Origin of the sequence: Kribbella sp. NBC_00662 (assembly GCF_041430295.1) — a bacterium.
In the GTDB taxonomy this organism is placed as follows: domain Bacteria; phylum Actinomycetota; class Actinomycetes; order Propionibacteriales; family Kribbellaceae; genus Kribbella.
This window is the reverse complement of sequence record NZ_CP109029.1, coordinates 3,810,331-3,832,844: the sequence shown is the minus strand read 5'-3', so window position 1 is coordinate 3,832,844 and position 22,514 is coordinate 3,810,331. Positions and strand designations below refer to the sequence as shown.

The 22,514-nt window shown below is 68.1% G+C and carries 21 protein-coding genes; 14 read left to right on the top strand and 7 right to left on the bottom strand.

What is annotated here, in order from left to right; all coding sequences use genetic code 11:
* The first annotated feature begins 78 nt into the window (after positions 1-78).
* From OHA10_RS19250 to OHA10_RS19235, 4 genes are all read left to right on the top strand, one after another.
* Complete coding sequence (locus OHA10_RS19250; protein WP_371407613.1) at positions 79-630, top strand: ATP/GTP-binding protein; 552 nt, start codon at positions 79-81, stop codon at positions 628-630.
* Positions 627-1,040, top strand: a complete 414-nt coding sequence (locus OHA10_RS19245; protein ID WP_371407612.1) for a roadblock/LC7 domain-containing protein — start codon at positions 627-629, stop codon at positions 1,038-1,040. Before OHA10_RS19250 ends, OHA10_RS19245 begins: the two co-directional genes overlap by 4 nt.
* A 70-nt stretch (positions 1,041-1,110) precedes the next feature.
* Positions 1,111-1,482 carry a hypothetical protein gene (locus OHA10_RS19240; RefSeq protein ID WP_371407611.1) on the top strand — a complete coding sequence of 124 codons (372 nt, stop codon included), beginning with the start codon at positions 1,111-1,113 and terminating at the stop codon, positions 1,480-1,482.
* 28 nt (positions 1,483-1,510) lie between these two features.
* Positions 1,511-2,074 carry a hypothetical protein gene (locus OHA10_RS19235; RefSeq protein WP_371407610.1) on the top strand — a complete coding sequence of 188 codons (564 nt, stop codon included), beginning with the start codon at positions 1,511-1,513 and terminating at the stop codon, positions 2,072-2,074.
* Positions 2,075-2,089: 15 nt separating this feature from the next.
* On the opposite strand, the gene ppgK is transcribed toward OHA10_RS19235, so the two are convergent.
* The 3 genes from ppgK to OHA10_RS19220 form a co-directional block, all read right to left on the bottom strand.
* The gene (gene ppgK / locus OHA10_RS19230) at positions 2,090-2,851 is read right to left on the bottom strand and encodes a polyphosphate--glucose phosphotransferase (protein WP_371407609.1); all 762 of its coding nucleotides are present in this window, start codon (positions 2,849-2,851) and stop codon (positions 2,090-2,092) included.
* A 124-nt stretch (positions 2,852-2,975) separates the two neighbouring features.
* Entirely contained in the window at positions 2,976-6,491 is a 3,516-nt protein-coding gene (locus OHA10_RS19225) for a choice-of-anchor D domain-containing protein (protein ID WP_371407608.1), read from the bottom strand.
* 197 nt (positions 6,492-6,688) lie between these two features.
* Positions 6,689-8,188: an FAD-dependent monooxygenase gene (locus tag OHA10_RS19220; protein ID WP_371407607.1), complete on the bottom strand. Its 1,500-nt coding sequence runs from the start codon at positions 8,186-8,188 to the stop codon at positions 6,689-6,691.
* Between the two features lie 100 nt (positions 8,189-8,288).
* Between OHA10_RS19220 and OHA10_RS19215 the strand changes: the two genes are divergently transcribed.
* From OHA10_RS19215 to OHA10_RS19200, 4 genes are all read left to right on the top strand, one after another.
* Entirely contained in the window at positions 8,289-8,924 is a 636-nt protein-coding gene (locus tag OHA10_RS19215; protein ID WP_371407606.1) for a TetR/AcrR family transcriptional regulator, read from the top strand.
* A 104-nt stretch (positions 8,925-9,028) separates the two neighbouring features.
* Positions 9,029-9,463, top strand: coding sequence for a hypothetical protein (locus OHA10_RS19210; RefSeq protein WP_371407605.1), 435 nt, complete (start codon positions 9,029-9,031; stop codon positions 9,461-9,463).
* Between the two features lie 102 nt (positions 9,464-9,565).
* A complete protein-coding gene (locus OHA10_RS19205; RefSeq protein ID WP_371407604.1) occupies positions 9,566-10,180 on the top strand; it encodes an RNA polymerase sigma factor in 615 nt (204 codons plus the stop codon).
* Entirely contained in the window at positions 10,158-10,628 is a 471-nt protein-coding gene (locus tag OHA10_RS19200; protein ID WP_371407603.1) for a hypothetical protein, read from the top strand. The genes OHA10_RS19205 and OHA10_RS19200 overlap by 23 nt, the downstream gene beginning before the upstream one ends.
* Before the next feature lie 7 nt (positions 10,629-10,635).
* Here OHA10_RS19200 and OHA10_RS19195 read toward each other — a convergent pair whose 3' ends face one another.
* Positions 10,636-13,200, bottom strand: coding sequence for a CHAT domain-containing protein (locus tag OHA10_RS19195; protein WP_371407602.1), 2,565 nt, complete (start codon positions 13,198-13,200; stop codon positions 10,636-10,638).
* A 76-nt stretch (positions 13,201-13,276) separates the two neighbouring features.
* Here OHA10_RS19195 and OHA10_RS19190 point away from each other — a divergent pair, with 76 nt between their 5' ends.
* Both OHA10_RS19190 and OHA10_RS19185 read left to right on the top strand, forming a co-directional pair.
* Positions 13,277-14,581, top strand: coding sequence for a S8 family serine peptidase (locus tag OHA10_RS19190; RefSeq protein ID WP_371407601.1), 1,305 nt, complete (start codon positions 13,277-13,279; stop codon positions 14,579-14,581).
* 10 nt (positions 14,582-14,591) lie between these two features.
* Entirely contained in the window at positions 14,592-14,768 is a 177-nt protein-coding gene (locus OHA10_RS19185; protein WP_371407600.1) for a hypothetical protein, read from the top strand.
* 1 nt (position 14,769) lies between these two features.
* Here the strand turns inward: OHA10_RS19185 and OHA10_RS19180 are convergent, their stop codons facing one another.
* The 3 genes from OHA10_RS19180 to OHA10_RS19170 form a co-directional block, all read right to left on the bottom strand.
* Entirely contained in the window at positions 14,770-15,378 is a 609-nt protein-coding gene (locus OHA10_RS19180; RefSeq protein ID WP_371407599.1) for a hypothetical protein, read from the bottom strand.
* 65 nt (positions 15,379-15,443) lie between these two features.
* Positions 15,444-16,832 (bottom strand): glycoside hydrolase, encoded by a 1,389-nt coding sequence (locus OHA10_RS19175; RefSeq protein ID WP_371407598.1) that lies wholly within the window; start codon positions 16,830-16,832, stop codon positions 15,444-15,446.
* Positions 16,829-17,872 carry a LacI family DNA-binding transcriptional regulator gene (locus OHA10_RS19170; protein WP_371407597.1) on the bottom strand — a complete coding sequence of 348 codons (1,044 nt, stop codon included), beginning with the start codon at positions 17,870-17,872 and terminating at the stop codon, positions 16,829-16,831. The genes OHA10_RS19175 and OHA10_RS19170 overlap by 4 nt, the downstream gene beginning before the upstream one ends.
* Before the next feature lie 158 nt (positions 17,873-18,030).
* Between OHA10_RS19170 and OHA10_RS19165 the strand changes: the two genes are divergently transcribed.
* From OHA10_RS19165 to OHA10_RS19150, 4 genes are read left to right on the top strand one after another with little or no spacing between them, the layout of a single operon-like run.
* A complete protein-coding gene (locus OHA10_RS19165; RefSeq protein WP_371407596.1) occupies positions 18,031-19,440 on the top strand; it encodes a sugar ABC transporter substrate-binding protein in 1,410 nt (469 codons plus the stop codon).
* Complete coding sequence (locus tag OHA10_RS19160; RefSeq protein ID WP_371407595.1) at positions 19,440-20,372, top strand: carbohydrate ABC transporter permease; 933 nt, start codon at positions 19,440-19,442, stop codon at positions 20,370-20,372. The genes OHA10_RS19165 and OHA10_RS19160 overlap by 1 nt, the downstream gene beginning before the upstream one ends.
* Complete coding sequence (locus OHA10_RS19155; protein WP_371407594.1) at positions 20,369-21,208, top strand: carbohydrate ABC transporter permease; 840 nt, start codon at positions 20,369-20,371, stop codon at positions 21,206-21,208. Before OHA10_RS19160 ends, OHA10_RS19155 begins: the two co-directional genes overlap by 4 nt.
* Positions 21,205-22,512, top strand: a complete 1,308-nt coding sequence (locus tag OHA10_RS19150; RefSeq protein WP_371407593.1) for a glycoside hydrolase family 32 protein — start codon at positions 21,205-21,207, stop codon at positions 22,510-22,512. The genes OHA10_RS19155 and OHA10_RS19150 overlap by 4 nt, the downstream gene beginning before the upstream one ends.
* The last annotated feature ends 2 nt before the right edge of the window (positions 22,513-22,514 follow it).

Sequence of the window (22,514 nt, the reverse complement as noted above, 5' to 3'; positions counted from 1 at the left end):
AGTACCCGGGTACAGCGGTTAACCTCTCGGACGTGTCAGCGGTTCTGCGGGGCCGCGGAGCAGGGGGAGGATTCGTCGGTGCGCGACCCAGACGTCGAGTTCAAAGTTGTTGTCACCGGCCCCTTCGGGGTAGGCAAGACGACTTTTATCCAGCACATCTCCGGCGTCCCCGTCGTCGGCACCGAGGAAGCGACGACGGGCGATGAGGCCGAACTGAAACCGACGACGACGGTCGGGCTGGAGCACGGCCATTTCGACGTGCACGGTGATCAACTGTCGACCCGGCTGCTGCTGTACGGCACCCCCGGCCAGGACCGGTTCCGGTTCATGTGGGACGTGGTTGCCGAGGGCGCCGACGCCTGCGTGGTCCTGGTCGACGTCGCCAATCCCTCGACCTGGCCCGACGCGGCACGGATCCTGGACTTCTTCCACGACAAGCCGATCACCGCGCTCGCCGTCGGCGCCAACCGCGGGGTCGAGATACCGGTGGCGGTCGACATGCTGCGCGAATTCCTGGCGACCGACGTCACCGTCGTGCCGTGCAACGTCATCGACGAGCGTTCCGCGCGGCACCTGCTGGTGTCGCTGCTGACGTCGCTGGCGCGGAGCGAGAGCCGCTCCTGCGCATGAGTGCCGAATCCTTCACGCCGTACATCGGCGACACCGCCACCGTGCGGAATCTGCTGGACGCCAAGCTGCGGTCGATCACCGGCGTGACCGGTCTGCTGCTGGCCGGGGCCGACGGCCGCCCGGTCGCCCACGTCCTCGAGCCGGACCGGGCCAACGCGGCCGCCGCGGTGTGCGCGGCGTCGGTGTCGCTCGGCCAGCGACTCGCCGACTTCGTCGGCCCTGGCCGGCTGAGCGAGCTCACCGTCCGCAGCCCCGACGGGTACGTGCTGCTCTACGCGGTCGGTGACAAGCACGTGCTGATGATCATGACCGTCGCGAGCGCGAACATCGCGCGTATCCATCTCGCCTGCCGCGACCTGCGTCAGGAGCTGACCGGCGAGGCCGCGCCCGACCCGACAGCACCCGACTGATCCATCAGCCGGGCCTTCCAACGATGCCGGCCGCACCGTGCCGCCGGCGTGACAACCGCAAGGAGAACCGATGCTCTCGGAGCAGCAGACGATCCAGATCCTGGCCGACCTCGGCGCCTCGATGCCCGGCTTCATCGCCGCGGCACTCGTCGACCTCGACTCGGGGATGACGATCGGCATGTACTCGAAGAACGACGGTTTCGACCTGTCGGCGGCGAGCGCCTACAACAGCGAGATGGTCAAGCAGAAGCGCAAGATCATGGCCGCGCTGAACCTCGACATGCAGCTCGAGGACATGCTGATCACGCTCACCGACCAGATCCACCTGATCCGGCTCGTCAACCCGACGTCGTTCGTGTATGTCGCCGCGGACCGGTCCAACGCCAACCTGGCGATCGTGCGTGCCAGCATGGCCCGCTACAACGCCGCGCTGGCCGCCTGACCCGCCCGCGAACCACCAGGAGGGGCACGTGCACGACGATCACGACGCGAGCGGCGCGAGGCTGCCGTACCAGCTGCGCGCGGACACGCCCGACCACTTCGTGATCCTGGACTTCGAGGAGTGGAAGCTGATCGCGACCGCGTTCGGGGGCGTGCCGCAATTGCTCGACGCCGACGCGGACGAGACCGTCGTACGGCGGCTCGTCGAGCGCGGCGTGCTCGAACAGGTCGACCGGCGTGGCGTCGAGCGCGGACCGGTGGGTCGCCGGTCGCGGGGCTTCTCCCGGGAGGACACGCCGCTGGAAGCCGTCGCAGGTCTCGGCGGCGAGCAGCCGGCCGCCGTACCGCCGGCACCGGTTCCCTCCCCGGGTCCGCCGGCCGGTTATGCCGGAGTACCCACCGACAACCCCGGTCACCGGACACCGGACCCTGAGGACGAGCGGTGGGCGCCGGGCTACGACTCGGAGGAACCCGAGACGCCGCCGGCCCCGTGGGCATTGGCCGACCCGCCCGCCGAACCGACTCCGGCGGCTACCGCCGAGGACGACCGCCGCCGCGCCCTGGAGGACCTGCTGCGCATTCTCTCCAGGTGAGCGTGCGGGGCCGGCCTACTCGGCGAACTTCTCGTGGGCGGCCATCGCGGCGCCGACGATGCCGGCGTTGTTGAGCAGCTGGGCCGGCTTCACCGGGGTGGAGAGCTCGAGCAGCGGGACCCACTTGTCGGCGTTCTTGCTCACCCCGCCGCCCACCACGAACAGGTCGGGAGTGAACAGGTTCTCGACGTGCTGAAGGTAGCGCTGCACCCGTTTGGCCCACTGTTTGAACGACAGCTCCTCGTTGTCCTTCGCCGCCGAGGAGGCCTTCTTCTCCGCGTCGTGCCCGTCGAGCTCGAGGTGGCCGAGCTCGGTGTTGGGCACGAGCTGACCGTCGAGCAACAGCGCGCTGCCGATACCGGTGCCGAAGGTGAGCAGGATGACCACACCGTCGACACCCTTGGCCGCGCCGAACCGGGCCTCTGCGATGCCGGCCGCGTCGGCATCGTTGAGCACGGTCACGTCACAGTGGGTGATGTCGGTGAGGACCTTGTCGACGTCGGTCCCGATCCAGCTCTTGTCGACATTCGCGGCGGTCTTGGCCACGCCGTGCTGGATGACGGCCGGGAACGTCGCACCCAGCTCGCCGGTCCACCCGGCCTCCTTGACCAGCTTGGCCACGACCTCGGCGACGGACTCCGGGGTGGACGGTTTGGGCGTCAGGTACTTGATCCGCTCCGTGGCCAGGTCGCCTTTCTCCAGGTCGACGATCGCGCCCTTGATCCCGCTGCCGCCGATGTCGATCCCGAAAGCGGTCGACCTACTCGTCCTTGGCACCTGATCTCTCCCCTCGCCCGTCGCACCGGAAAGCATCGCCAGTCTGCCATGCGCCTCCGGCACAGTCAGCGACCGAGTGCCTTCCTCCGCCTGGTTCGGGAAGAACCAGGCGGAGGACCTGACCTTATGAGTTCCAGATCTGGAACTCGGAGAGTTGGGCGGCGGGCCAGCCGGTGTTGGCGGTGAAGTTCAGGCGGTAGTAGCGCTGGGTGGTGGGGGTGAAGGTGATGGTGGCGGTGTTGTTGTTGCCGGGGGCAAAGGAGTAGGTCGCGGAGTTGGCGACGGTGGTGAAGGTGGTGCCGTTGGTGCTGCCTTGGACCGAGAGGGTTTCGGTGCGGGCGCCCCAGGAGGCGGGGAGTTGGATGACGATGCGGCCCGCGATGGCGGCGGAGCCCAGGTCGACCTGGACCCATTGGGGGAAGGCGTTGTTCGCGCTCTCCCAGTACGTCGACTGGCTGCCGTCGGTCACGTTGCTCGACGGGTAGACGTCGTTGTGGCTGGACTCGCTGGTCGGCTTGCCCGCGGCGAGGTTGGTGTTCGTGGAGCCCGCGCCGGTACCGGACAGCGCGACGGTGGTCGGGCTGTTGGTCGCGTTGCTGTTGATCGTCAGCGTGCCCGAGCGGGTCCCGGACGCGGTCGGCCGGAAGCTGACGTTGACCGCGCAGGACGCGCCCACAGCGATCGTCGAGCAGTTGTTGGTCTGGCTGTAGTCGCCAGACACCGTGACACCGGAGACCGAGGCGGCCAGGCTGCCGGTGTTGGTCACGGTGACCGCCTGGGCGGCACTCGTGGTGTTGAGCGCCTGCGACGCGAAGGTGAGCGAGGACGGGCTGGTGCTCAGGACCGGAGCGTTGATCGGGCTGCCGCCGCTCGGATACACCTCGAACTCCGACACCTGCCCGGCCGGCCACCCACTGTTCCCGGTGATGTTCACCCGCACATAGCGGGCGTTGGTTGCCGGGACGGTGATGTTCACGACGTTCGTGGGCGAGGTGAAGGTGTACGTCGCGGACGCGACCGCAGTACTGAACGACGACCCGTCGGTGCTCGTCTGCACCGACAACGTCTGCGTCCGCGTCCCCCACGCCGAGCTGGGCGGCAGCTTCAGCGTCACCTTGCCGATGCTCTGCGCCGTACCGAGGTCAACCTGCAACCACTGCGGGAAGGCGTTGTTCACGCTCTCCCAATAGGTGTTCGCGTCGCCGTCCGTCGCCGTGGCCGGGGTCTGCGTGCCGTTGACCTGGCTGCTGGCCGAGGCCGGCTTCCCGCGCGCGAGGTTGGTGTCGGCCCCGATCCCGTTGCCGGTAAGGGAAATCGAGGTCGGGCTGTTGTTGGCGTTGCTGGTCACCGCCACGGATCCGGCCCGGGCCCCCGACGCGGTCGGCCGGAAGGTGACCGTGACTGTGCAGGACGCACCGACGGCGAGAGTCGAGCAGTTGTTGGTCTGGCTGTAGTCGCCCGTGGCGGACACGCCCGAGACCGACGCCGACGACGTACCCGAGTTGGTGATCGTGACGGCCTTCGTCGACGAAGAGCTTCCAACGAGAGTGTCCGGGAAGGACAGGCTGCCCGGGTTCGGGTTGAGGATCGGCCCGGGCGCGACGCCCGTACCCGAGAGCGCCACGCTGCTCGTGACGCCGGCGGCGTTGACGGTCAGAGTCCCGGATCGGCCACCGGCCGCTGTCGGACTGAAGGTCACGTTGACCGTGCAGGATGCCCCGGCCGAGATGCTCGAGCCGCAGTTGTTGGTCTGACCGAAGTCGCCGGTCACCGCGACCGAGCTGACCGGTGCGGCCGCCGTACCGCTGTTCGTGACCGTGACGGCCTGTGGTGCGCTCGACGTACCCGTCGCGACCGAGCCGAAGCTCAACGACGTAGGGCTGATCGAGATCTGCGAACCGTTGTCCGGCAGGTACGGCGGGAACGCCGGCGCGGTGATGTTCTGACACTGACCCGGCGCGAAGATGCCCGAGTTGCCGCCGCCATCGGTGAGCGTGAACCCGACACCACAGCTGTAGATCGGACCCGGCGCCTGCGTCCCGGTCGCGGTGCTGTTGGTGATGGTCGCCGAACCGCCGACCTGTTCCTGGACCACCCAGGTCCCGGTGTTCTGGATCGTCGCGTTGTTGATCTTGACGTTGCTGATGTTCGACCCCGAGACGAATTGGATCGCCTCGTACGGGCTCTGCTGGATGAGGAGGTTGTCGACATTGGTCAGGCCCGACATCGCACCGTCGCGCGCGTCGAACCACAGTGCCCCGACCCCGAACTGCCAGTTGGGGTCCAGGCTCCCGGAGCGGATGATCGTGTTGCGCAGTACGTCGGTCCGCCCGAGCGTTGTCGAACCGAAGCGCTGCGCGACGTGGATCCCGCCTCCCTGCGTGAGGCCGGCGTCGATGACCCGGTTGTCGGTGACGAAGTTGTCGTGGCCGCCGTAGATGGCGATGCCGTTGGCGAGGATCGGGTACTGCACGGTGTTGTGGTCGAACGAGTCGTTCGCATCGGCGTTCTGCTCGGCCCAGGTCGCCAGGCCGTCGTCACCGAGGTTGCGCAGGTCGCTGTTGGTGACCTTGGAGTTGGTCACGCCGTTGTGGAAGTTCACGCCGTCGGCCGTCACGTTGCGGATCCGCAGACCGCTCATCACCAGGTTGGTGAACGGTCCGTCCATCCACGCGCCGACCTTCTCGTGCTCGATCCAGACCCGGTCGACGGTGGAGTTGTTCAGCGCGCCGCCGATGCCGTTCACCTGGGCGCCGTCGTTGCGCTCCTGGACGTCACCGAAGATCGCGAAGTCCGACAGGTGTACGCCGCTGCTCGCGTTCGGCGCGTAGTTGCCGTAGAAGCCCGGCGCCGCACCGACGACCGTCGAGCGCCACATGCCCGCGCCCTTGAACGTGATGTTGTTCAGGATCAGGTGCCCCGGGATCTTGAACGTCCCCTCCGGGATCCACACGGTGCCGCCGGCGCCGGCCGCGGCCATCGCCGCGTTGAACGCATTGGTGGAGTCCGCGGCACCGGTCGGGTCCGCGCCCTGACTCGTCACGGAGACCGAGCCGGCCGGCTGGCTCAGCGCGCCTGCCACGTTCTCGAAGTCGGCGAAGTCGATCGTGTACGACGACGCCGTGTCCTCGGCGTCGACCTGCAACCGGAACTTCGTCCCCGCCGGGTAGGTCGTCGGGAACAGCCGATGCACCTCGTCGTAGAAGTGGTGCGGGTTGCTCCCCGGCGAGTTCGTGAACGGGTAGCCGCCGTAGTACCAGCTGTACGCGTTGGTCAGGGTGAAGTTCGGCTGCTTGGTCCCGTTGACGTAGAGGGACAACTGCGGCGTGTAGACCGACCCCGAGCCGGTGTCCGGAATGCTGTAGCGGAAGACGATCGAGTTCGTCGCCGCGGGCGTCGTGAACTCGACGAACTTGCCGGTGCCCTGCAATGTCACCGCTTTGCGGTACGACGCCTCCGCGGCCAGCGTGTTGTACGCCGCGCTCGGGCCGATGACGGTGCCGTTCGTGGACGCGTTCTCGGCCTGCACCTCGACGTACGGCAAGGTCGCGCCGACCCCGCCGGACGCGGCTGCCCACGCCGGCACGGGCGCGATCACCGCGAGACCGGCGGCGACCAGCCCACCGGCAGCGGCGAACACACCGACGCGAGCCCTCCAGGATTTTATTGACCGGAACATGCGCTGCTCACTCTCGACGGGGGCGGATAGTCGATCGCACAGCCCAAAAGGACGGTGGGTGGCCAGACCGTAACGCAGCCGACACATCCACGCAATATCTCGATCAATCTCTGCAAGAAATCAACCTGAAGGCGGCTCGGTGAGCTGACCTCAGGCTGTCAGGCCGAGGCGCCCAGCCAGGTGGTCAGGGCGGTCTGGAGTTGAGCCTCGTCCGGGGTCTCGCCGGGGGCGCAGGCCCAGGCGATGACGCCGTCCGGGCGGACCAGGACGGCGGACAGGCGGTCGTCCTCGATCGAATCGACCTCGGCGAGCTCGAGCCGATCCCGCCAGCCGGTCGCAACCTCAGGCACGGCCGAGGCGACCAGTACGGCGCGGCCGGTGGTGGTGACGTCGCTGAGTCGGGACGGACCGTTCGTGACCAAGGCGAGATCAGGGCAGTAGCAGCCGATCAGCTGGTGGTCGTCGGGTTTGACGTACGGGAACGGGTAGCGGGTCGCGAGGCCCCCGAGGAGCCGGCCGAAGTACTGATTGACCTCCCGGATGTCCATGAGCTCGGACACGATGTCGCGCAAGGCGTCGATGTGCGGCCCGGGACGCATGAGGGCCGACTGCGCACGGGTGTTGTCGAGTACGGCGGCGCCGGCCGGGTGCCGCTCCTCGGAGTAGCTGTCGAGGAGCCCTTCCGGCGCATCGCCTCGTACTTCGGCCGCCAGCTTCCAGCCGAGATTGACGGCGTCGGTCAGGCCGAGGTTGAGCCCCTGCCCGCCGTTGGGCGAGTGGACATGCGCCGCGTCTCCGGCGAGAAGGACGCGGCCGATCCGGTACGTGCCCGCCTGCCGTGCGTTGTCGGTGAATCGGAGCGCGTCACTGACCTCGGTGATCGTCACCTCGACGCCGGCGACCCGCCGTACGCTGGCCTGCAGTTCCTCGGGCGTGACCGGACCTCGCGGAACGTCCGGGCCTTCCAGGAAGTCGAACGCGCCCAGCACGCCCGGCCCGTGGATCAGCATGCCGCCTTCGAGCCGGCCGGACGACGGGAGCTTCTCCGGGTCCTCGATCTGCACCTGCGCCTGACGGGCCGTCATGATCGGATCCGTGCCCGGGAAGTCGAATCCGGCCAGCCGGCGGATCGCGCTGTGGCCGCCGTCGCAGCCCACGACGTACGACGCCTCGAACTGCCGCTCACCCTCAGGCGTGGAGACCGTGAGCGCGACCTGGCCTTCCGTCTGGACGAGTCCGGTCACCGTGTGCTCACGCCGTAGATCGATGCCGAGGGCAACAACCCGCTCGGCCAGGATGCGCTCCAGGTCCGGCTGCCAGATCAGCCGGCCGGTGCGATCGGGCTCCTCCTGCAGGTCCGGGTCGATCTTGTGGATCCAGGCGAAGTGGTTCTTCGCACTGCCGTGGTCACGCTTCTTCTCGTCCTGGCGTTCGGGCTGGCACGCCTCGAGCGCCGGGCCGAATCCGCGCCGCTGGAGCGCCTCGAAGGCCAGCGGACCGACGCCGCGGGACTTGCGCTGCGGAGCGGGCTCGGCCAGCCGCTCCAGGACGACGGGCTGGATACCGGCGAGCTCGAGCTCGATCGCGAGCGTCAGCCCGACCGGGCCCGCTCCGACCACGATCACGTCGTAAGACATCGGAGCCGTGTCCACTCGCATGTCGCATCTCCTTCGCTAGGTTCGACCCAATGATAGGTTCGACATAATTTTATGTCAAACCTATATATAGGTTGAACCCAAATAAGGTAGGCTGCGGTCCATGAACGCGCGCGGGTCCGGACTGCGGGAACGGAAGAAAGAGCTGGCCAGACGGCAGATCTCGGACGTGGCGACGCGGTTGTTCCTCGAGCGCGGCTTCGACGAGGTGACGATCGCCGAGGTCGCGGACGCGGCCGGAGTCGCCAAGATGACGGTCACCAACTACTTCGCGCGCAAGGAAGACCTGGTCTTCGACCAGCACGTCGAGCTCGTCTCGTTCGCCGCCGTCGCGATCGCCGAGCGCGAGAGCGGAGAGTCGGCCCTGGCCGCTCTCCGTCGTGCGTACTTCGCTGCACTCGCCGGCCGGGACGCGGCGGTCGGGCTGGCGAGCGCCGGGTTCGTCACGATGGTGACCGGCAGTCCCGCGCTGCTCGCACGGCTCCGCGAGATCGATGAACAGCGGGAAGCGGCCATCGCCGACACGCTGGCCGCCGGGGCCGGCTCGTCGCCCGACGAGATCAGGCTGGCGGTCGCCGCCGCACAACTCGCCGCGGTGGTCCGCGTCCTGTTCCGGCAAGCGCTACGGATGACTCTCGAAGGCAAGAGCCGGGCCGAGTCGATCGACGAGCTCTCCGGCCTCGCCGAGCAGGCGTTCGACCAGCTCGAACCCTCGCTCGGCCGCTACGCGATCCGCTGATACCCCTCGCCCCGGCGAATCGATGTATCTGACGACCCCCGGCTGCGGTCCGACCAAGTAGAAGCGCCCTGGTGAGTGGGGCGCCCACTTGGGGGGAACCCGAAATGACAGCAGATCCCAACTTCGACGGCCTGGCCGGCCTCGAAGGCTCGGTGACCGCAGTGGCGATCATCGATCACGACGGCAACCCGAACCGCGTCCTCGACGACGAGTTCCCGTTCGACGTCACGATCAACTGGACGGTCGAGCCGCCGGCCACCGCCGTACTGCTCGACGGCAACTGGACCGTCAAGGCGTACGCCGAATCGATGGGCCCCGGTCCCGAGGTGCTCATCGGCAGCAAGGTCGTACCGGCGAACGGCGGACCGGCGTACGCCGCGAAGATCACCGTCCCGGCCAACACGCTGCCGCCGGACAAGGCGCCGGACTCCGGCGTGTACAAGCTCGTCGTGGTCATCACCTACCGCACCGCCCTGAACGTGCTGACCGAGATGGCCGCCTTCAGCGAGGGGCCGACGTTCCTGCTCCGCGAGCCCTGAGCCTGCGGAACCAACGGACGCACGCCATCGATGGGGGGATCGGTGGCGTGCACCCTTCGCGCAGCATCGCGCATTGCATCACGTACCAACCCGGGAGCGGGAATGGAACAGGATGTCTCACCAGTCACCGCACTTGTCGTCGCCGCCGCCACAGGCGATCAGCAGGCGTGGCGGGAGCTCGTCGACCGCTACGCACCCTTGCTCGTATCGGTCATCCGCGGGTTCCGGCTGACGCCGGCCGAGACCGAGGACGTCGCACAGACGGTCTGGCTACGGCTCGTCGAGCACCTGGACAGCCTCCAGGAACCGCGGGCGATCCCCGGCTGGCTGGTCACGACCGCGCGACGGGAGTCGATCCGCTACCTGTCCTCCCAACGCCACCGGAGGATGAGTGACCCGTTGAACGACGATCAGCTTCCGGTCGCGGCCGATGTCCCCGATCCGGACGAAGGACTCGTCCGCTCCGAGCGGCACCAGGTGCTGCTCGCCGGGCTGGCCGAACTGCCAAGCCGGCAACGCGAACTGCTGTTGCTGCTGATGACCGACCCGCAGCCGTCGTACGACGAGATCCGGCGGCGCACCGGCATCCCGGTCGGGAGCATCGGTCCGACGCGGGCCCGCGCACTCGAGCGGCTCCGCAGAACGCCGGCCGTCAGGGAGTACGTCGCATCCGACCCGTCAGGAGGTGATCGGCATGACGCGGCATCGCTGGGATGACGACGACCGTCTTCTCGAAGACCTCGCGGCGGCCGTCCGTGCCACCGAACCGTTGGCGCACACGATCGCCGAGCACGCCGAGGGCGCGCTGTCGTGGCGCACGATCGACGACGACCTGCTGCTGGCGAGCCTGACGTTCGACTCGTCGATGGCCGCGGCCGACCCGGCCCGGGCCGAGGTCCGGGCGGAGTCGAACGCGGACCGGGTGCTGGTATTCACCTCGACCCCGCTGTCCGTGGAGCTGGAGGTGGTGCACTCCGAAGTCTTCGGTCAGATCCTGCCGCCGAGTGCAGGCGAGATACGGGTCGAGACCGCGGACGGTACGACGCTGACCGTTGTTGTCGACGAATCGGGCTTCTTCGAGCTGCCTGCCCTGCCGGCCGGCGCGATGCGGTTGCGCTGTGACACTGCCACCGGCCGCGTCGTCACGGACTGGGTCCAGTTGTGACCGGCGCTCACGCACCGAGGGCGATGAAGGATTGCGAGGTCGCGTCGGCCGAATCATGTGTCCGAGCCAGCGCTTCAGCGAGTCCGTCGCCCGCCCGCAACTGTTCGTGCAGCCGCAACATCAGCGGGACGGTCGCAGGGTCGGACACCGGTACGACGCTCGCCACCACACCCGCTGATCCCAGCGCCACAAGCGCACTGACCAGGCCCACCAGTTCGTCGGCACCACTCGGCCCACCGAGCGCCGAACTGCAGCTCGACAACACCATGCGGTGTGGCGCCCGCTTCAAGCGTTCGAAGTCGTACACCGTCAGCGGCCCGTCATCCAGTTCGATCGCGGAGAACAGCGGACTGTCCGCGCGGAAGGTGCCGTGCGCCGCCACATGTACGAGCGATGCCCCGTCGATCGCTTCGAGTACGGCGTCCGCAGTGGCACTGCCGTCCGCGAGCACGACCGCGTCCGGGTACAGCTCGGCAAGCCGCCGTACCTCCTCTCGTCCGGCCGACAGGTGCGGTCCGCCGACCAGTACGACCCTTTCCACTGCCGGAGGCTCGGCCCGCATCGCGCGTACCCAGGCCGCAGCGGACGGCACCACCGACGTCGGTCGGGTCCGCAGCGAAGGCAGAAGGCTCCAGGGGACCGCGTGCAGCCGGCCAGTCGGTACGACGACCACAGCGCCGTCGCCGAGATGCTGCAGCGTGTCGCCCAGCAGCGCTGACTCGAGCCGCGCTCCGATGGTGTCGAGCATGAGCTCGTGCCGGCCACGCCTGGCGTTCTCGCGGCGGAGAGCGAACAACGCATGAGACAGGGCATGAGTGGCCACGGCGGTCGGGCCGATCGGCCGCAGACGGACCTGCCCGCGCGACGCGACCACGGCGTACAACTGGTCTTCGAGGTCGACGAGCTCCACCAGTGTCCGGTCACCCAGCTTCTCGAGCAGCTCCGTCATCCGGAGCCGCTCCCGCCGCTCGTCGAGTTGCCCTGGCGTCAGCAGAACCCGCTGTCGTACGGCGGACTCGAGCCGTTGACGCTCGCGATGTTGCTGACTGGTACCCGGCCCGCGATCGCGGCTCGACTCCATGCGCTGCGTGAGATCACGCAACGCGGCCAGGTCCGCGACGAGCCCGTCATCCGCTTGCGGCCGCACCGGTGGAATCGCGAGCACCGTCGCACGCCAACGCTCGCTCCACTCGAGCACTTGACGTCCACTGCCACGCTCGACGGCGTACCGAAGCGCCATGGCGGCAAGCTCCGCGCCTTGAGCTGTGGCGAGTGCACGGAGCTCGGTGGCGCCCAGGGTCCGCACGTAGATCTCGATCAGGCTCAAACCCTGACGGCACGCGCCAAGCATGCCGCGCGACCGGCCGCCGTCCTGGTGCAGCAGCGCCTGGGCGAGCCAGCCGGCACCGCGCGCCCGCAGCCCGCGCTTCCGGGCCCGAGCTGCGATACCCAGATGGCGTACGGCTTCGGCGCTGTCGTTGCGGGCGAGCGCGATCCGGCCGGTCAACAGATGGGCCTCGGCGGCGAGGTCCGGATCGAGCTCGTCGAGCACCTCGCTGACCCGTCGGCCGGCCCGCAGCAACGGCGCCGTACGCCCGCCGCGCGCGAAGCGGGTCTGCAGCAACGCGAGCTCGGCCCGCGCCGCCCACCACGGACGCTGCTGCCGACGGAACAGCTTGACCGCATCCTGGCTGCGGCGCTCGGCAAGTTCGAACGCGCCGGCCGCGTGCGCTGCCAGCCCGGCGCACAACAACAACTCCGCATGCCGCGCCGACGAGCCGCCCTGCTCCTCGATCCGCTCGAGCGCGCTGTTGATCTCGACCAGAGCTTCGTGCGTCAGACCGGCGGCCAGCAGCATCAAGCACTTGTTGGCGTACAGATCGGGTTCGAGTACGCCGAGACCCTCGACGAGCTGCTCCGCATCGTCCAGGAGCTGCAGAGCGGTCGGCAGATCACCGCGTGCGAACGCTGCGGCGCCACGGGCCTGGCGCGCGTCGGCGTACTCGACCTCTTGGCCGGACTTCGCGAACAGCTCCTCGCTGCGGGCGAAGTCGTCGTCGGCGCGGTCGGGCACCCCCATCGCGAGCAGCACCATCGCCCGCATCTGGAACGCGCGAGCCTCCCAGACCAGATCGCCGGTCCCGGCCAGGGACTCGACCGCCTGTTCGATATCTACGAGTGCTTCGGCGTACCGCCCGAGGAGGGCTCCGAGGACCCAGCCTCGACGGATCAGCAACCGGCCGGCGAGCACTCCGGTCCGGCCGGGCACGACGGAGTCGAGCGCGGCCAGGCCGCGCTTGGTGTGACCGCTCATCACCAGAGCCACGCCGAGAGTCGCGAGAATCTCGGCCTCGCGGTCACGATCCGTCGTCCTGCGAATGGATCGGTACGCCTCGTTCAGTTCCGCGACTGCCTCACGGATGTCTCCGAAATCGCGATGCACGAGCCCTGCCGCGTGGTGGGCCGCCGCCGCCTCGGCGTCGGTCGGTGTCCCCGCCAGTACGTCACGAGCGATCCTGAGCGCGTCGGTGGGGCGCGACAAAGCAAGCGCATGCAAGTCGTCTGCGTCCACCGCAGCACCCGCCCTCCCCATACGCGGACAAATCCGATCGTAATACGGCAATCTCCACTGCAAGGGAGGGCGCAACATGTCAGAGCAACAACGCCTCAGTGAAGCAGTCCACCTCATCCTCGACAAGGAGGGCAGTACCGCCGCCGCGTACCCGCCGGACTGGGAGAACCGAGGTCGCGTCGAGTACTTCTACCGCCGCAACACCATCCTGGTCCGCACCAAGGACAAGGACCGGGTCGGGCGGACCCTGCGATCCATCCTCGGCCCGAGCGTGCAGCGAACCGACAGGTCCGAAGGGGCCGCCGACGACGACGATTCGTTGCCGGTGATCGCCGGGATCGTCAAATTCGAGTGGTCCGACCACGACCTGGGTACGCCGGAGGTTCTCGAACTGCTGGACGCGGAGTTCGGAGTCGGAACGGCGACTCCGAACCACGGGCTCTCGCTGTGTCCCAACAGCGGTCACCCGTGCCCGGCGACGGAGCCTGCGGTCGTCCCGACCAGGTCCTACAGTCCGGTGCCGCCGGTGAGCGACGGGATCTGCTGCGGGACGCACGGCTGGGACGGCGACGGTGTCGTGGTGGGTGTCGTGGACGGCGGTCTGATCGAGGAGGCGCCGAGGATGTGGCCGTGGATGGCCGGCGTGACCGGCGATCCCGAGATCCCGATCGACGCAGCCACCGGGCTGATCAAGCCGTACGCCGGGCACGGGACCTTCGTGGCCGGTTGCGTCCGGTGCGTCGCGCCACGAGCGGCGGTCCAGGTCGAGCGGGCGGAGGAGCTCGCGGGGCTGGCGTACGAGGACGAGATCATCGCGCGGATGGTCGACGTACTGAACTGCGGCGCGGACGTCATCGTCTGTGAGTTCGACGGGATCACCCGGCTGCATCTGCCGATGCTCACCTTCAGCACCTTCTACGACGACATCCTGCGGCATGTGAACGTCGTGGTCGTCGCGCCGGCCGGCAACGACACCAGCCGGCTGCCGACGTACCCCGCGGCGTACTCGTGGGTGGTCGGAGTCGGCGCCCTGTCCTCGAACGGGGACCAGCGGGCGGACTTCTCCAATTACGGCGGCTGGGTCGACGTGTACGCACCCGGTGTGGATCTCGTCAACGCCTATGCGGTCGGCGACTACACGACGATCCACGAGCACCCGCAGCAGACCCGGCACTTCGACGGGATCGCCAACTGGAGCGGGACGTCGTTCTCGGCTCCGCTGGTGGCCGGGATGATCGCGGCGCGGATGTCCGCGACCGGCGAGAACGCGCCCCAGGCCTCGAACGCCCTACTGCGCTTCGCCCTCAGCCAGGCAATCCCCGGAACCGGACCGGCTCTGTTGCCTCACCAGGTGTGCGGTGCTGTCATGAGGGATGGCTAGAACGCATCGGATGGAATGCACGGCAAGCCCGGCCGGCCTGCTGTTCGAATGTCTTGACGGCTGCGGACGGCGCGTCGTGGTCGACGGGGTGAGTGGAGACCTCACCATCGTCGACCACGGCGACCGAACCGCCCTGCACCAAAGCTCCAACGGAGGCGTCAAACTCACCTCGACGTCCGTCGACTGATTCAGGATTGCTTGGCGGATCGGAGGGAGAGGCTCATACCGCCGCCGCTCTCGAACTGCACATAGACGTCGAGCCGCATACCGTCGTCGACGTACACGCTGCCGTGCCCGCTGGCGCTCTCTTCCAGCCGGACGCCGTCGTCGTCGAGCCAGGCGATCCTGCCGTCGAGGACGTAGTCGTAGTTGCCGGGCGTGGTGGCCGTCACCTGCTGCGTCACGATCGGGTCGTCGATGCTCGCATACAGCGACGCGACCTTCGATCCCTCGAGGACGACGTCGATCCGCTCCTCCAGCGCCCCTTCGGTGAGCTGGTCGGAGACGGTGAGAACGATGTCCTCGTCCACCGGCTCCGACGACGAGCTCGTCGGAGAGGTCGGCTGGGTTGGCGGCTGGGTTGGCGGCTGTGTTGGCGGCTGGGTTGGCGGCTGGGTCGGTAGGACCCGGATGATCTTGTCGCTGCCGCCCGCGTCGAACGCATCGGTCGCCACCAGCACCGGCACCAATGCGGTCACCAGGCCCAGCACCGCGGCCACGACCTGGCCAAGTGTCCCCATCCGGCTCCACAGACCCTCTTCCCGAGGATCGGTGGGAGCCGGCTCGTGAGTGTTCACGTTGCCTCCTGCGGTCGAGAAAACTGCTCGCTATCTCGGACCGCAGCGCCGCCGAGCGTGATACTTCAGCGGCGGGCGACCGTGAGGCTGATGACGTCGGCGTGGCCGTCGGTGACGAAGAATCCGACGTGACCCGTGCGCCGGTCGTCCCGGAAGGACAGAGCTACTCGGTTGTCGATGATCGCCTGGCCGGTGGTCTCTTGCAGAACGAGCTGGACGGTGTGCCGGCCGGGTGGGAGGGGGCAGGGTCGTTCGAGGTCTACGGCGTGGGGGACGTCGCCGCTGACCTGCCACTGGGCGGGGCCGGTGCGGGCTCGGGGCCAGGTGTCCAGGACTACGCGGTTCTGCTGGGGTTCGAGGCGGAGGACGGTGGCTTGTTCGCCGTCGGGTGCGGCGTGCAGCAGGAGGCCCAGGGATTGGGTGCCTGGGGCAACGTCTACGGTGAGGTCGATCAGGCAGTCGGCGGGGATCGGGTCGCCCATCCAGGCGGCGTAGCGGTCCGTTGCGCCGTGGCCTGGCTCGGTCGCGGCGCCGTCGACCGGCTTGAGCGGGACCTGGTGTGCATCGGAGTACGTCGGGCGAAGCTCCGCCGGCAGCATGAACGCGAGCGTGCCGTCGTCCTCCTGATGTGCCTCGAGTACGGCGAGGTCGCCGGCCCACTGCCATGCATCGTGTTGTTTTGTGGGGATCCAGCCGATGAAGAAGCGGCGTCCGTCGTGCTCGACCGACTTGGCCGCGTAGAACGCCCGCCCGTCGACAGTGTCCCGCCCCGGCGCCAGCCATGGCCCGTCCGGCTCGCGCGAGATCCGGTAGCGCGTCTGGAAGGCGTCGCTGAACTCGGAGTACACCAGGTACCACCAGTCGCCCCACTGGAAGACGTCCGGGCACTCCTGGGTGATGTAGCGATGCGGCTCCCACAACGGATCCGTCAGAGTCCATTGCTCCAGGTCGGTCGACGTCAAGCGGGCAACGACACCGGACCGCCGATCGGGTCGGTCGGCGTACCGCGCCGCGAGCACCATCTGCCACGGAAGATCCGGCGCCACGCGATAGACGAAGGGATCTCGCCAGTCCTGCGGCACATACCCATCAGGCGCACCGAAGGTGAGCTCAGGCAGCTTGGTCCAGCGCGTCGGATCGCCATCGCTGACAGCGTGACAAACCAGTTGTACGCCGTCCCGTCGCGGATTGTGCCCCGTGTAGAACAGATGTAACTGCGATCCGTCCGCGACCACGCTGCCGGTGTAGCAATCGAAGTCCTCAGCATCGCGGTCTCCGCCGGGCAGTACGACGCCATGGTCGGTGTACTCCACGAAGTCGGTCGTCGACAGCAGCGCCCACGGCATGCCGCTCGCTCCTGCCGTCGGATCCTCCGGACGCTCGTCCAGCAGGTAGAACAACCAGATCCGGCCGTCATAGCTGAACGGGATGACATCCCCGACGTACCCGCTCATCCGCGACTCTTTGGCGGGTCGCCGACCGAGTCGCGCTCGATCAGTTCACAGTCGACGATGATCCGCTCCGGGGCGTCGTTGGGGTCGCCAAGCACCAGTTCCCCGGCGCGGCGGCCGAGCATCAGGTGCGGCAACGCCGCCGTGGTCAAACCGGGACGAACCTGGTCGGCGACATCCGGCTGATCGTCGAAACCGACGATGCTGACGTCCTGCGGGCAGTCCAGCCCGAGAGCATGCAGCGCGAGCATCGCCCCGATCGCCATCCGGTCGTTCCCGCAGACCAAGGCGGTCGACCCGTGCTCGGTCACCACCTCGGTCGCAAGGTCGTAGCCCGATCCGATCTGGTAGTTGCCGTACCGATGCACGAGGTCGGCCGGGCGCAGGTCCGCCGCCCGGGCCGCGTCGTCGAAGCCGCGGCGACGTTCCTTGCAGGCGTAGTCGTTGCGCGGGCCGCCGAGGAACGCCACCTCGCGGTGCCCGCGTTCGAACACCGACGCGGCGGCGGCGCGACCACCGGCGTACTCATCGGCCAGCAGCACCGTGTCGGCCTTGCCCTCCTTCGGCCAGCAGTTGACGAAGATCGTCCGGATCCCGTCGAGCCGCGGGCTACGGTGCAGCGGCTTCGGCGAGAGCGACGCGTACACGATCGCGGCGACTCCCTGCCCGACCAGGCTCGCCACCGCGTCGTCGCCTTCCCCCGGGTCGCCGGTCGTGTCGACGACCATGCAGACGTAACCGGCCGGCTGGACGACCTGTTGCAGGCCGAGCACGATCAGACCGGCGTACGGCTGGGAGACGATCCCGCTGGTCACGACGCCGACCGTGAACGACTTGTTCGACCGCAGCGACTGGGCCGCGCGATTGGGGACGAAATCGAGCTCGGCCGCGGCCTCGAGCACCCGCCGCCGCGTCTCTTCGGCCACCGCGACATCGCGGCGATCGTTGAGGACGAACGACACCGTGGGCTGGGACACCCCGGCGCGTCGCGCGACATCGGTCATCGTGACGCGCTTCGGCCGGCCGGCCGGCTGCTTCGCCATGGTCCCCCTTCACGGTGAGCGGCCCCGCGGCCGCGGTCATTTTTCTATCACAGCTGGACCCAATACGTATTGCGCCCCACCGTACACCGCTGCTACCGTCCCGGGTCAATACGTATTGGGTGGCTTGCCAGGCCACCCGAGCGGCCTAGGAGGAACCCATGACAGGCATCCATCCCCCCGGTGGCCCGATGACTCGCCGTACCGTGCTGAAGGCCGGGGCGGCCGGTGGACTCGGGCTGACAGCGCTGGCCGACCTGGTCGCCTGCGGCAACAGCGGCGGCGGCTCGTCGTCGAAGTCACTCAAGATGCTGTACTTCGGAGAGCAGGCGGCGGCGACCCAGCTGCAGAACCGGCTGCAGCCGCAGATCTCCAAGCTCGACCCGAGTATCAAGTTCGAGATCTCGGCCATCAACGGCACCGACTGGAACGACTTCCTCGCCAAGGTGCTCACCCAGATCGCGGCCGGAACGCCGCCGGACATCATCAGCGTCGCGACCGAAGGTTTGCAGCTGATGGCGTCCAAGGAGCTCGCGATCCCGCTCGACGACTACGTCACCAAGGATCTCGCCGCGCTGAAGGAGTACTTCGCCGACATCCACCCCGCGCTGGTCGAGTCGATGATGTACCAGGGTCACCTGTGGGAACTGCCCGACAGCTTCAACGCCGGGAACATGTTCTACAGCACCGAGTTGTTCCAGCGCGCCGGCGTCGTACCGCCGAGCGAGGGCTGGACCATCGACGACTTCGAGACCGCGGCGACGAAGATCGCCAAGTTCAAGGGCATCAACGCGTTCGGCTGGGTGGTCCGGCTCTGGGGTAGCTGGACGTCGTTCATGTACGCCAACAACGCGAACCTGCTCGAGGAGGGCAAGTACGACGGCGGCGACTGGCTCTGGAACAAGGCGTACGCCGGTGATCCGGCCGCTGCTGGCCGTAAGGGCGGCTGGAAGTGGGGCGCGCCGACCGCGAACTCCGACGGCACCGTCGAGGCCCTGAACTACATGATCGAACTGACCAAGAAGGGCCTGTCGCCGTCCCCCGACGTCGGCGGTGGCGGCACGCTCCAGGGCCTGTTCGCCTCGAACCGGATCGGGATGTCGATCGGCGGCGGGTTCTGGGCCGGTGGCCTGACCAACGCCGGGATGAAGAACGGCAGCTTCGACGTCCAGCTGTTCCCGAAGTGGAAGAGCCAGCGGCACCTGTTCGGCGCCGGCGGGTACGCGATCTTCAAGTCGTCGAAGAAGAAGGACCTCGCCTGGGAGGTGCTGAAGTTGCTGGTCAAGCCGGACACGTTCGACCTGGTCTTCCCGGGCAACGTGACCACGCCCGGCCGCAAATCCCTGGTGACGGCCGCGCGGTACGCCAAGACCGGGCCGAAGCACTGGTCGGTCTTCTACGACACGCTGACCAAGCACCCGGAGACGGCGCCGATCCCGGCCCCGCCGTACTACAACGCGCTCGCGACCGCGCTCAACCAGCGCACCACGCAAGCGATCTCCTCCGGCGACGCGAAAGCCGCGCTGGACGGATTGCAGTCCGACCTGGAGAAAGCAGCGGGGGCCAGCTGATGTCCGCCGCCACCGCTGAGGTGCCGGCTGCCATCACCAAGCGCCGCCGGCACCCGTCGTCGCATCGCGAGGCTCCGTTCGGCTTCGCGATGATCGGGCTGTCGTGTCTGTTCGTCGCGGTCTTCACGGCGATTCCGATCGTCGCGTCGCTCGGGTTGTCGTTCTTCTCCTGGGACGTGATCTCGAGCCCGCAGTTCGTCGGGGTGGAGAACTATCAGCGGCTGTTCACCGACGGACCGGTGCTCAAGTCGTTCGCGGTGACGCTGGGCATGGCGCTGGCGATCGTCGTACTCCAGCTGACGCTCGGTCTCGCGCTCGCGGTCCTGGTCAACCAACGCAAGCTGGTCTGGATCCGGACGATCTTCCGTACGGCGTTCTATCTGCCGCTGCTCGCGTCGACGGCCGCCGTATCGATCTTCATGGGCTACCTGTTCGACTACAAGTTCGGCGTCGTGAACTACTACCTCGGTCTGCTCGGCATTCCGAACGTGCCATGGCTGACGAGCGGTCTGGGCGCGGCCACGACGATCGTGCTGATCGCGGTGTGGCAGCAGGTCGGGTTCACGTTCGTCCTGTTCGTCGCCTCGCTGATGTCGGTGCCCACGGATGTCCTCGAGGCCGCCCAGATCGACGGCGCCGGCCCGTTGCGGACGCTGTTCCGGATCAAGGTGCCGCTGATCAGCCCGACCATCCTGTTCGCCGCGGTCGTTGCCCTGATCAACGCGATGCAGCTGTTCGACCAGCCGTACATCATGACCAAGGGTGGTCCGGGCTCGGCGACCACCACGGTCACGATCTCCATGTACCAGAAGGGCTTCCAGAACCTGCAGTTCGGTTACGGCTCGGCGATCGCGATCGTGCTGCTGGTGGCGATCCTGATCATCACCGGGCTGCAGTTCCTGGCGGCACGGAAGTTGGTGTTCTACCAATGACATACTCCACCGGAACCCTGGCGCGGATCGGCCGGATCGTCGGCATCCTGGTCCTGGTCCTCGCCGCGATGGTTGCCCTCGGCCCACTTCTCTGGACGGTCACCACGTCGCTGCGGACACCGGCCGAAGCGTTCAGCAATCCGCCGCAGTGGATCCCGTTGCACCCGGATTTCTCCAACTACAGCGCGGTCTTCGACCGGATCCCGATCGGCCGGTTCTTCTTCAACAGCGTGATCGTGACCGGGCTGATCGTGATCGGCCAGACCATCACGTGCACTTTGTCCGGCTACGCGTTCGCGATGATCGACTTCCCCGGCCGCTCGGTGATCTTCGGGATCTTCCTGGCCACGATGATGGTGCCGCTGCAGACGATCATCATCCCGGTGTTCGTGATCATCCGGTACCTCGGTCTGTCGGACAGCCCGTTGTCGCTGGTGGTCTCGGCGCTGGGCAGCGCGTTCGGGACGTTCCTGATGCGCCAGTACTTCATGCAGATGCCGAAGGAGCTGGGAGAGGCGGCCCGGATCGACGGCGCCGGCCACTTTCACACCTTCCTGCTGATCTACGCCAAGATGGCCGGTCCGGCGATCGCCACACTCGCGATCCTGAACTTCTCTGGCTTCTGGGCGGAGTTCTACCGGCCGCTGATCTTCCTGCAGACGCAGGACAACTTCACGCTGCCGCTGGGCCTGGTCGGCCTGCAGGGAAACCTCGGCACAGGTTCGATCTCGGTGGTGCTGGCCGGCGTCGTGCTGGCGATCCTGCCGAGCGTAGTGCTGTTCATCTTCGCCCAGAGGTACTTCATCGCAGGCATCACGGCAGGAGCTTCACGGTGACCCAGACCCGATCCGCCCACCGGTCGGCCGGAACGGTGGCACACCTCCGTCCCGCGTACCACGTCCGGCCGCCCAGCGGATATCTCAACGACCCGAACGGGCCGATCGAACACGGCAGCGGCGTACACCTGTATTTCCAGTCGCGGCCGACGCTCGACATGCACGTACCGGTCGAATGGGGGCACGCCACCTCGACCGACTACGTGCGCTGGACCGTGCACCGGCCTGCGATGGCGCCCCAACCGGGCGGCCCGGACACCGACGGCTGCTGGTCCGGCAACACTGTGCTGGACGACGGACGGATCCGGGCGTTCTACTCGGGCCGAGTTGAGGGCCGCCCGTACCAGTCCGTCCTCACGGCCGTGTCGGACGACGGCGGCGCGTCCTTCGGGCCACCGCGGCAGGTGATCCCGGATCCAGCTGAGGCGGTCATGTTCCGCGATCCCTTTGTCTGGAAGGAGAAGGGGACCTGGTGGATGGCAGTCGGCGCCGGGTACGTCGACCGCGGCGCGAGCATCGCGCTGTACCAGTCGGCCGATCTGGAGAACTGGACCGCCGCCGGCCCGCTGGCCGAGCTCCCACGCTCCCGCATCGGCGGGCACGACACGGGATCGGCCTGGGAATGTCCACAGATGCTGACGATCGACGGCCGGCGGATCGCTGTGGTGGCGTCATGGTCGCCCGAAGGCGGGCCCGGCGAGGTGTTGTCGTTCGATGCCGATGCCTCGCCGGCTCCGCAGCGCGTGGATCACGGGACGAACTTCTACGCGGCGTCCGCCGTACGCGAGAGCCGATTCGGGCCGTTGCTGTTCGGCTGGCTGACCGAAGGACGCGACCGACCCGGCTGGAACGACGGGTGGGCCGGGGTCATCTCACTCCCCCGGGTCGTCTGGCTGGGCGCTGACTCGTCGTTGCGCAGTGCGCCAGTACCCACGATCGATACGCTGCGCACCGATTCCCCGGGCGCCCAGTGCGAGATCGTCGTACCGGAAGGTCCGGGACGCGTGGTGGTCCACTTCGGCGACGAGGAGTACCTGACGTTCGAATTGGAGGCCGACACCTTCGCTATCGACCGCAGCCACGCCAGCCTCTCGCCGCACGCCCATGGTGGACGGATGGAGGTGACGGACGCCTTCGACCCGGCGTCGGGGCGGCCGGCGGTCCGGATCTTCCTGGACGGCTCGGTGGTCGAGGCCTTCACCAGCTCGGGCCGGGTGCTGAGCACCCGGGTCTACCCGACGACCCCACCCCCGTGGCGGATCGAGGCCCCAGCGAACTCGCAGCACTGGGGCCTCGCGCCGTGATG

Excerpts from the sequence above, each read along its gene's own strand:
- OHA10_RS19245 (WP_371407612.1), top strand. The coding sequence starts at position 627 with ATGAGTGCCGAATCCTTCACGCCGTACATCGGCGACACCGCCACCGTG.
- OHA10_RS19240 (WP_371407611.1), top strand. The coding sequence starts at position 1,111 with ATGCTCTCGGAGCAGCAGACGATCCAGATCCTGGCCGACCTCGGCGCC.
- OHA10_RS19220 (WP_371407607.1), bottom strand. The coding sequence starts at position 8,188 with ATGCGAGTGGACACGGCTCCGATGTCTTACGACGTGATCGTGGTCGGA.
- OHA10_RS19215 (WP_371407606.1), top strand. The coding sequence starts at position 8,289 with ATGAACGCGCGCGGGTCCGGACTGCGGGAACGGAAGAAAGAGCTGGCC.
- OHA10_RS19210 (WP_371407605.1), top strand. The coding sequence starts at position 9,029 with ATGACAGCAGATCCCAACTTCGACGGCCTGGCCGGCCTCGAAGGCTCG.
- OHA10_RS19205 (WP_371407604.1), top strand. The coding sequence starts at position 9,566 with ATGGAACAGGATGTCTCACCAGTCACCGCACTTGTCGTCGCCGCCGCC.
- OHA10_RS19200 (WP_371407603.1), top strand. The coding sequence starts at position 10,158 with ATGACGCGGCATCGCTGGGATGACGACGACCGTCTTCTCGAAGACCTC.
- OHA10_RS19190 (WP_371407601.1), top strand. The coding sequence starts at position 13,277 with ATGTCAGAGCAACAACGCCTCAGTGAAGCAGTCCACCTCATCCTCGAC.
- OHA10_RS19185 (WP_371407600.1), top strand. The coding sequence starts at position 14,592 with ATGGAATGCACGGCAAGCCCGGCCGGCCTGCTGTTCGAATGTCTTGAC.
- OHA10_RS19175 (WP_371407598.1), bottom strand. The coding sequence starts at position 16,832 with ATGAGCGGGTACGTCGGGGATGTCATCCCGTTCAGCTATGACGGCCGG.
- OHA10_RS19170 (WP_371407597.1), bottom strand. The coding sequence starts at position 17,872 with ATGGCGAAGCAGCCGGCCGGCCGGCCGAAGCGCGTCACGATGACCGAT.
- OHA10_RS19165 (WP_371407596.1), top strand. The coding sequence starts at position 18,031 with ATGACAGGCATCCATCCCCCCGGTGGCCCGATGACTCGCCGTACCGTG.
- OHA10_RS19160 (WP_371407595.1), top strand. The coding sequence starts at position 19,440 with ATGTCCGCCGCCACCGCTGAGGTGCCGGCTGCCATCACCAAGCGCCGC.
- OHA10_RS19155 (WP_371407594.1), top strand. The coding sequence starts at position 20,369 with ATGACATACTCCACCGGAACCCTGGCGCGGATCGGCCGGATCGTCGGC.